We start from the raw sequence: 8,793 nt of genomic DNA, 5'->3' as shown, positions 1-8,793 counted from the left end.
ACGTGACCCCGCTGTCGCTGGGCATCGAGACGCTGGGCGGCGTGTTCACCCGCATCATCGACCGCAACACCACGATCCCGACCAAGAAGAGCCAGGTGTTCTCGACCGCCGAGGACAACCAGAATGCGGTCACCATCCGCGTCTTCCAGGGCGAGCGTGAAATGGCGGCCGACAACAAGATGCTCGGCCAGTTCGACCTGATGGGCATTCCGCCGGCCCCGCGCGGCATGCCGCAGATCGAGGTGACGTTCGACATCGACGCCAACGGCATCGTCAACGTGTCGGCCAAGGACAAGGCCACGGGCAAGGAGCAGCAGATCCGCATCCAGGCCTCCGGTGGTCTTTCGGAAGCCGATATCGACAAGATGGTCAAGGACGCCGAGGCCAATGCCGCGGCGGACAAGCAGCGCCGCGAGGCGGTCGACGCCAAGAACCATGCGGACGCGCTGGTGCATTCCACCGAGAAGGCGCTGGCCGAGCACGGTTCGAAGGTCGCCGAAGGCGAGCGCCGCGCCATCGAGGATGCCGTCAGCGACCTCAAGGAAGCGCTGAAGGGCAACGATGCCGAGGCGATCAAGGCCAAGACCAATACGCTGGCCCAGGCTTCGATGAAGCTCGGCGAGGCCATGTACAAGCAGCAGGCCGAAGCCGATGCGGCCAAGGACGCTGCGAAGGACGACGTGGTCGACGCGGAATTCACCGAGGTCGACGACGACAAGAACAACAAGAAGTCCGCATAAGCCCGTTAGAGGGTGATCATGCGGACGGCTTGGACCCCACACGCTTCACTGGCCTCCCCCCTCAGGGGGGAGGCTTTCGTGTCGGGCTCGACGGGACGCGGTCCCGTGACGATCGATCGATTGCTCGATCAATTCCCTGCCGTCATCCCGAACGTTGCCACGCTGCCCTCTGCCGCAAGGCGGAAGACTGCCTATATCGTCGCGTGGCGGCGCCATTCCTCGCCGACCTAGATCGCGATTGGATAGACCGAGTCCGACATGTCCACCAAGCGCTGCTACTACGAGACGCTCGAAGTTGAACGCGATGCCGACGAGGGCAAGCTGAAGGCGTCGTTCCGCAAGCTGGCGATGAAATTCCATCCGGACCGCAATCCCGGGGACGACACCAGCGAGGTCAAGTTCAAGGAAATCAACGAGGCCTACGAAATCCTCAAGGACAAGGACAAGCGCGCCGCCTACGACCGTTACGGTCATGCCGCCTTCGAACAGGGTGGCGGCGGCGCCGGCTTCGGTGCGGGCTTCGCGTCTTCCTTCTCGGACATTTTCGAAGACCTGTTCGGCATGGCCGGGCAGCGCGGCCGCGGCGGCCGCGAGCGCGGCGCCGACCTCCGCTACAACATGGAGATCACGCTCGAGGAAGCCTTCGGCGGCAAGACCGCCCAGATCGAGATTCCGGTCTCGGTCACCTGCGAGGCCTGCTCGGGCACCGGCGCCAAGGCCGGCACCAAGCCGAAGACCTGCTCGACCTGCGGCGGCGCCGGCCGCGTGCGGCAGTCGCAGGGCTTCTTCACGCTCGAGCGCACCTGCCCCGGCTGCCAGGGCCGCGGCCAGATGATCGAGGACGCCTGCCCTTCCTGCGCCGGACAGGGCCGGGTCACCCGCGAGCGGACGCTGTCGGTCAACATTCCCCAGGGCGTCGAGGACGGCACGCGGATCAGGCTCGCCGGAGAGGGCGAGGCCGGTGTCCGTGGCGGACCACCCGGCGACCTCTACATCTTCCTGTCGCTGGCCCAGCACCAGTTCTTCCAGCGCGACGGCGCGGACCTGCATTGCCGCGTGCCGATCTCGATGGTGACGGCCGCCCTCGGCGGCGAATTCGAGGTGCCGACCATCGAAAAGAGCAAGACCAAGGTGAAGATCCCCGCCGGAACCCAGTCCGGCCGCAGATTCCGCATTGCGTCAAAAGGCATGCCGGTGCTGCGCTCGCGCCAGATGGGCGACATGTACGTCCAGGTCGTGGTCGAGACCCCGCAGAACCTCACCAAGAAGCAACAGGAATTGCTGGCCGAGTTCGAAAAGCTGTCCTCCGGCAACACGCAACCGGAATCGGACGGCTTCTTCGCCAAGGTCAAGGATTTCTTCGGTAATCGGGCGAATTGACTCGTCTTGACCGTATCGCTTGCGGCCTATACCTCTTTATGACCATTTTCTGACACGCCGCGGTCCCGCGGTCCCGTCCGGTCCCGACATGCCATTGCCATCGTCCGCGCGCGCGTTGAAGAAGCCCCGTCTCGACGATGAGGTACGTTTTCTCCGATCGTGGATCGAAAAGCCGCTGCACATGGGCGCGGTGATGCCGTCGGGCAAGCTGCTGGCCCGGACCATGGCGCATTACGTCGACGTCGATTCCGATGCGCCCGTGGTGGAGCTCGGGCCCGGCACCGGTGCCATCACCTCGGCCCTGGTCGAGCGCGGTGTCGACCAGAAGCGATTGGTCCTCGTCGAATACAATCCCGGTTTCTGCGCGCTGCTGCGCGATCGCTATCCGCAGGCCAAGGTGGTGCAGGGCGATGCCTATCGCCTGCGCGACACGCTCTGGAACGTGCTGAGCGCGCCGGCCGCCGCGGTCGTCTCCGGCCTGCCGCTGGTGACCAAGCCGATGCTGACGCGGTTGCGGCTCATCCGCGACGCCTTCACCGCCCTCGCGCCCGGTGCGCCCTTCGTGCAGTTCACCTATGCGGTGGTGCCGCCGATCCCGAAATCGCTGCCCGGCGTGTCCACAGAGGCCTCGGAACGGATCTGGATGAACCTTCCGCCGGCGCGCGTCTGGGTGTATCGCAAGGACTAACTCCGCCGGCTCCTCTCTTTCGCGCGGCGGTCCCATTTCGCCGAACGCATTGGATCGGATGTCAGCACCCAGAATCCTGGTCATTCCCGGCTCGCTGCGCACCGGCTCGCACAATGCGAAGCTGGCGGCGGTCATCGCCTATGAATTCGCCCAGGCCGGCCTCGACGTCACCAGCGTCTCGCTCGCCGATTTTCCGCTGCCGATCTATGACGGCGATCTCCAGGCCAAGTCCGGCGTGCCGAAGCACGCGATCAACCTCAAGCGCATGATCGGTGCCCATCACGGCGTCGTCTTCGTCTCGCCCGAATACAACGCCTCCGTCCCGCCGCTCCTGAAGAACGCGATCGACTGGGTCAGCCGCGTTCAGGATCAGCACGAGACGCGCGGCGAAGTCTTCCGCCATCGCGCCTTCGCGCTCGCCGGCGCCTCGCAGAGCCGTCTCGGCACCTCCCGCGCGCTCGGGGCGTTGCGGCTGATCCTGACCTCCTGCCGCGCCAATGTGATCGCAAGCCAGCTCACGCTCGCCTTCGCCGACCAGGCCTATGACGATATGGACAGGTTGAAGAACCCCGCCGATAGCGACGCGCTGAGGGAAATGGTGCGTGAGTTGATCGACGTTTCCCAACGCATGATGTGAGGTGACATGACGCCGGCCGAGATCGCTCCGAAAGACCGCCTGATCGTCGCGCTCGATCTGCCGGGCGTCGATGACGCCGAGGCGATGATCGCCCGGCTCGGCGACAGCGTCACCTTCTACAAGATCGGCTACCGGCTCGCTTATGCCGGCGGCCTGCCGCTCGTCGCAAAGCTCGCCGACAAGGGCAAGAAGGTCTTTCTCGATCTCAAGCTGCACGACATCGGCAACACCGTCACGCAGGGCGTCGAGAGCATCACCAGGCTCGGCGCGACCTTTCTCACCGTGCACGCCTATCCGCAGACCATGAAGGGCGCCGTCGAAGGCCGCGGCAATTCGAACCTGAAGATCCTCGCCGTCACGGTGCTGACCTCCTACAACGCCGACGATCTGCACGCGGCGGGCTATCGGCTCGGCGTCTCCGAGCTGGTGGAGGCGCGCGCGCAGCAGGCGCAGGTGCTCGGCATCGACGGGCTGGTATCCTCGCCCGAGGAGGTCGGTGCGTTGCGCAAGATCGTCGGCCACCAGATGAGCCTCGTCACGCCCGGTATCCGTCCGGCGGGCGCGGCCACGGGCGACCAGAAGCGCATCATGACGCCCGGCCGCGCCATTGCCGCAGGCGCCGATTATCTCGTCGTCGGACGGCCGGTGGTGGAAGCCGCCGATCCCAAGGCGGCGGCCGACGCAATCCAGGCCGAGATCGCACAGGCGCTCGGCTGACAACCAGGGAGAAGAACAATGGCAAAAGGCTACTGGATCGGGCGCGTCGATGTGAGCAATGACGAGGGCTACAAGCCCTACGCCGTCGCCAACGGTCCGATCTTCCAGAAATGGGGCGGCCGCTTCGTCGTCCGCGCCGGCAAGTTCACCACGGTGGAGGGCGCCAGCCGCACCCGCAATGTGGTGATCGAATTCCCGGACTACGCCACCGCGATCGCCTGCTACAACTCGCCGGAGTACCAGGCCAACATCAAGGTGCGCCAGCCGCACTCGATCGCCGATCTCATCATCATCGAGGGCTATGACGGCCCGCAGCCGTCGTAGGATCGACGCACGATCTTCCGTGCGAACGTACCCGGCCTGCATGGTGCGAGACGCCCGCTGCGGCGGGCTCCTCACCATGAGGGTCCGAGGCGTCGCCGCACACCGGCCTTATCCTGAGGAGCCCGCCACAGGCGGGCGTCTCGAAGGATCTGCCGCGGGCGAGCTGGCCGGCACGTCTCTTCCGCACGCGAGCCCTCCACGGGAGGGCAAGACGCGCGCGCCGGCCCCCTCGGTTGCCGGAACTGCCTCCCCCCGCTACAACGGCCCCGAAGAGGATTACACCATGTCCGACATGCGTTTGATTGTTGCTGGAGCCGGCGGCCGGATGGGCCGCGCGCTGACGCGGGCGATCGCCGATAGCAAAGGCGCGGTGCTGGCCGGGGCGCTGGAGGCACCGGATTCGGAGCTGCTCGGCAAGGATGCCGGCGTGCTCGCGGGCCTGCCGGCCAACGGCGTCAAGCTCTCCGCCGATCTCTGGGCGATGTCGAAGGAGGCCGACGGCATCCTGGATTTCACCGTGCCCGCGGCGACCATCGCCAATGTCGCGATCGCGGCCGAGCGCGGCATCGTGCACGTGATCGGCACCACCGGCCTCTCGGCGTCCGACAACGCCGTGATCAAGAGCGTCACCAACCGCGCGGTCGTCGTGCAGTCCGGCAACATGAGCCTGGGCGTCAACCTGCTCGCCGCGGTGGTCAAGCGCGTCGCCAAGGCGCTCGACGAGAGCTTCGACATCGAGGTCGTGGAAACGCATCACCGCATGAAGGTCGACGCGCCCTCCGGCACCGCGCTGATGCTGGGCCAGGCGGCGGCGGCCGGCCGCGATATCGCGCTGGATCAGCATTCGGAGCGCGGCCGCGACGGCATCACCGGCGCGCGCAAGCCCGGCGCCATCGGCTTTGCCTCCTTGCGCGGCGGCACCGTCGCCGGCGAGCACAGCGTGACCTTCCTCGGTCCGTTCGAGCGCCTGACGCTGTCGCATCTCGCCGAGGACCGCATGCTGTTCGCCCACGGTGCGCTGAAGGCGGCGTTGTGGGCGCATGGCAAGAAGCCGGGACACTATTCCATGGCCGACGTGCTCGGCCTCGCAGACATCTGAACCAAGCAAGCAACGGAAACAGTCAATGAGCGAACGTCTTCTCGTGCTGGTGCGGCACGGTCAGAGCGAATGGAATCTGAAGAACCTGTTCACGGGCTGGAAGGACCCCGACCTCACCGAGCTCGGCGTCAAGGAAGCCACCGAAGCCGGCCGCAAGCTGAAGGCGCAGGGCCTGGTGTTCGACGTTGCCTACACCTCGGTCCTGACGCGCGCGCAGCACACGCTCGATCTCATCCTCGGCGAGCTCGGCCAGAAGGGTCTGCCGACCTCGAAGAATCTGGCGCTGAACGAGCGCGACTACGGCGATCTTTCCGGCTTGAACAAGGACGACGCGCGCAAGAAGTGGGGAGAGGATCAGGTGCTGATCTGGCGCCGCTCCTACGACGTGCCGCCGCCCGGCGGCGAAAGCCTGAAGGACACGCTGGCGCGCGCGCTGCCCTATTACGTGCAGGAGATCCTGCCCGGCGTGCTCAACGGCAAGCGCACCCTCGTCGCCGCCCACGGCAACTCGCTGCGCGCGCTGATCATGGTGCTGGAGAAGCTTTCGCCCGAAGGCATCCTCAAGCGCGAACTCGCCACCGGCGTGCCGATCATCTATCGCCTCAACGCGGATTCGACCGTTGCTTCGAAGCTCGATCTGGCGGGCTGAAGACGACTGCGCCGGACGCTGCAACGTCGGCCGAACACTCGGTGAAGCCCTGGCGAAGGCCAGGGCCCATGACCACCATCGTCAGTTATGCGATGGGCTGATGGTTGGCAGCCGGTGTCGCAACATCCACTCGGGGTAATGGGTCCCGGCTTTCGCCGGGACGACCATATCGAAGCAGTTCGCGAAATGACGCCTACTGCATTCCCACCTGTCCGGCTTCCCAGCCCAGCATCGCCTGCTTGCGGGTGACGCCCCAGTGATAGCCGGTGAGGGCGCCGCTCTTGCCGAGCGCGCGGTGGCAGGGCACGACGAACGAGACGGGATTTCGGCCCACCGCCGCACCGACGGCGCGTGAAGCCTTCGGGCTGTTGATGTTGCAGGCGATGTCCGAATAGGACACCGCGCGGCCCATCGGGATCTTCAACAGCGTCTCCCACACCCGCACCTCGAAATCGGTGCCGATCATCACCACGCGCAGCGGCTGATCCGGCCGCCACAGCCGGGTGTCGAAGATGCGCTGCGCCAGCGGCGCGGTGCCCTCGTGATCCTCGACGTAGACAGCGTTCGGCCAGCGCCGCGTCATGTCGGCGAGCGCGGCCTTCTCCTCGCCGTGATCGGCGAAGGCAAGCCCCGACAATCCGCGATCGGTCGCGATCACGATCGCCGTGCCGAACGGCGAGGGATGAAAGCCGTAACGCAAGGTGAGGCCCGCGCCGCCGTTCTTCCATTCTCCCGGCGACATCGCTTCGTGGGTCACGAAGAGATCGTGCAGCCGGCCGGGGCCCGAGAGACCCGAGTCGAGCGCGGCGTCGAGGATGCTCGCGGAGTCCCGCAGCAGACCCTTGGCGTGGTCTAGGGTCAGCGCCTGCATGAAGGCCTTCGGCGTGATCGAGGCCCAGCGGCGGAACAAGTGGTGGAGCTCATCCGGCGTGACGCCGGCGGCGTCCGCCATCGCCTCGATGGTCGGCTGTGCGCGCCAGTTCTCGGAGATGAAGGCGATCGCGCGGCGCACGGAATCATAGTCCCGCAGCGCGGCGTGCTGGGGGCCCGGCTTGGCCAGGCGCTGGTCATGTATGGCGAGTGTCATCATGACCGGAAATGTAGGAGAGGAGAGCGGCGGAAACCACCCGATTCCCGACCCGGAATCAGGCCACCGGGGTGTAGGTCGGGCCGCGCCGGGCGGCGTTCAGCGCTTCAACCAAGGCTTTGTAAAAACTCGTCTTTTCTTCGGGCCCCAGGAAGCCCGCGATCTGCAGCCGGTGACCGCGCGAGATCAGGTAGAGGTGCTCGAGGCCGAAATCCTCGTCGACCTCCTGATCGAGGCGGACCCAAAGCGGGTTGAAGGTCCATTCCGCGACCTGGCCGCGATGGCTGACGCGCCGCACGCGCAATTCGGATGCGGTGACGACGATCTCCTCGCTGGCCCGCGCGGTGCGGAAATTGACCTTGAAGGCCCACCAGATCACCAGCACGTCGAGCCCGAAGAAGCCGAACACGGGCCATGCGCCCATCATCAGGAAGACCATGCCGGTGATGAAGCTGACGACGCTGAGGAACAGCATCACGGCCAGGAATCCGGTGCGGTTGAGCGAGCGGTGCGGCGTCAGGCGCGCGGAGAAGATCTGCGGCTCGTCTTCGCCTTCGGATCGGCCGCGCTCAATTTCGTTGCCTGTGCTCATCGTCCCTCAGTATATCCCGATCATGGCGAAAATCATCCGCACGCCGGCCCCGCGCAAAGCGGCCGCGCCGAAGAAAAAGGCAAAGACGGCCGCCGCAAAGCCGACGGCCTCGGCGAACAAACCGCTCAAGGCCGCGAAGTCAGAATCTGCAAAATCCAAGCCTGTAAAATCCAAGCCTGCGAAGTCGACCAAGCCCTGGACCGCGGCCGAGATCCGCGAAGTCTTCAGCCGCTTCCAGAAGGCCAATCCGGAGCCCAAGGGCGAACTCGAGCACCTCAACCCCTACACGCTGCTCGTCGCCGTGGTCCTGTCGGCGCAGGCGACCGACGCCGGGGTCAACAAGGCGACGCGCGAATTGTTCAAGATCGCCGACACGCCGCAGAAGATGCTCGACCTCGGCGAGGACAGGCTCCGCGACTACATCAAGACCATCGGCCTCTACCGCACCAAGGCGAAGAACGTGATCGCGCTGTCGGCCAAGCTGCTCGCCGAGTTCGGCGGGGAGGTGCCGCGCACGCGGGCCGAAATCGAGTCGCTGCCCGGCGCCGGGCGCAAGACCGCCAACGTCGTGCTCAACATGGCCTTCGGCGAGCACACCATGGCGGTCGACACGCATGTGTTCCGGGTCGGCAATCGCACCGGGATCGCCCCCGGGAAGACGCCGCTCGAGGTCGAGCTCGGTCTCGAAAAGGTGATCCCGTCCGAGTTCATGCTGCATGCCCATCATTGGCTGATCCTGCACGGCCGCTATACTTGCCTGGCGCGCAAGCCGCGCTGCGAGGTTTGTCTGATCAACGATCTCTGCCGCTGGCCGGAGAAGACGGTCTGAGGCAGTTCCGTGTCACTCCCGGGCCGGCTTGCCGGACCTGCGGGATGACGG

11 protein-coding genes are annotated in these 8,793 nt (G+C 66.0%); 9 read left to right on the top strand and 2 right to left on the bottom strand.

The genetic code is table 11. The features are described 5' to 3' along the window. From QM712_RS23875 to QM712_RS23840, 8 genes are all read left to right on the top strand, one after another. Positions 1–740: Hsp70 family protein (locus QM712_RS23875; protein WP_415025598.1), on the top strand; the 740-nt coding region annotated here is incomplete at its 5' end. A 258-nt stretch (positions 741–998) separates the two neighbouring features. Next, entirely contained in the window at positions 999–2,120 is a 1,122-nt protein-coding gene (gene dnaJ / locus QM712_RS23870) for a molecular chaperone DnaJ (RefSeq protein WP_415025597.1), read from the top strand. Positions 2,121–2,208: 88 nt separating this feature from the next. Next, positions 2,209–2,808 (top strand): class I SAM-dependent methyltransferase, encoded by a 600-nt coding sequence (locus QM712_RS23865; protein WP_415025596.1) that lies wholly within the window; start codon positions 2,209–2,211, stop codon positions 2,806–2,808. A gap of 58 nt (positions 2,809–2,866) precedes the next feature. Next, on the top strand, positions 2,867–3,445 hold the full coding sequence (locus tag QM712_RS23860) for an NADPH-dependent FMN reductase (protein ID WP_415025595.1): 579 nt from the start codon (positions 2,867–2,869) through the stop codon (positions 3,443–3,445). Between the two features lie 6 nt (positions 3,446–3,451). After that, positions 3,452–4,162 (top strand): orotidine-5'-phosphate decarboxylase, encoded by a 711-nt coding sequence (gene pyrF / locus QM712_RS23855; RefSeq protein WP_415025594.1) that lies wholly within the window; start codon positions 3,452–3,454, stop codon positions 4,160–4,162. A gap of 18 nt (positions 4,163–4,180) precedes the next feature. Further along, positions 4,181–4,486: a DUF1330 domain-containing protein gene (locus QM712_RS23850; RefSeq protein ID WP_415025593.1), complete on the top strand. Its 306-nt coding sequence runs from the start codon at positions 4,181–4,183 to the stop codon at positions 4,484–4,486. 283 nt (positions 4,487–4,769) lie between these two features. Beyond that, a complete protein-coding gene (gene dapB, locus QM712_RS23845; RefSeq protein ID WP_415025592.1) occupies positions 4,770–5,585 on the top strand; it encodes a 4-hydroxy-tetrahydrodipicolinate reductase in 816 nt (271 codons plus the stop codon). A gap of 25 nt (positions 5,586–5,610) precedes the next feature. Next, a complete protein-coding gene (locus tag QM712_RS23840) occupies positions 5,611–6,234 on the top strand; it encodes a 2,3-bisphosphoglycerate-dependent phosphoglycerate mutase (protein WP_415025591.1) in 624 nt (207 codons plus the stop codon). 193 nt (positions 6,235–6,427) lie between these two features. Here QM712_RS23840 and QM712_RS23835 read toward each other — a convergent pair whose 3' ends face one another. Together QM712_RS23835 and QM712_RS23830 are read right to left on the bottom strand one after the other, a co-directional pair. Next, positions 6,428–7,324, bottom strand: a complete 897-nt coding sequence (locus QM712_RS23835; RefSeq protein ID WP_415025590.1) for a methylated-DNA--[protein]-cysteine S-methyltransferase — start codon at positions 7,322–7,324, stop codon at positions 6,428–6,430. 55 nt (positions 7,325–7,379) lie between these two features. After that, positions 7,380–7,913 (bottom strand): DUF2244 domain-containing protein, encoded by a 534-nt coding sequence (locus QM712_RS23830; RefSeq protein WP_415025589.1) that lies wholly within the window; start codon positions 7,911–7,913, stop codon positions 7,380–7,382. A gap of 22 nt (positions 7,914–7,935) precedes the next feature. Between QM712_RS23830 and nth the strand changes: the two genes are divergently transcribed. Further along, complete coding sequence (gene nth / locus QM712_RS23825; protein WP_415025588.1) at positions 7,936–8,742, top strand: endonuclease III; 807 nt, start codon at positions 7,936–7,938, stop codon at positions 8,740–8,742. The last annotated feature ends 51 nt before the right edge of the window (positions 8,743–8,793 follow it).

This window comes from Bradyrhizobium sp. (assembly GCF_047605465.1).
In the GTDB taxonomy this organism is placed as follows: Bacteria; Pseudomonadota; Alphaproteobacteria; order Rhizobiales; family Xanthobacteraceae; genus Bradyrhizobium.
Note: the sequence above shows the minus strand (reverse complement) of the source record. Positions and strands in the feature narration are given on the sequence as shown.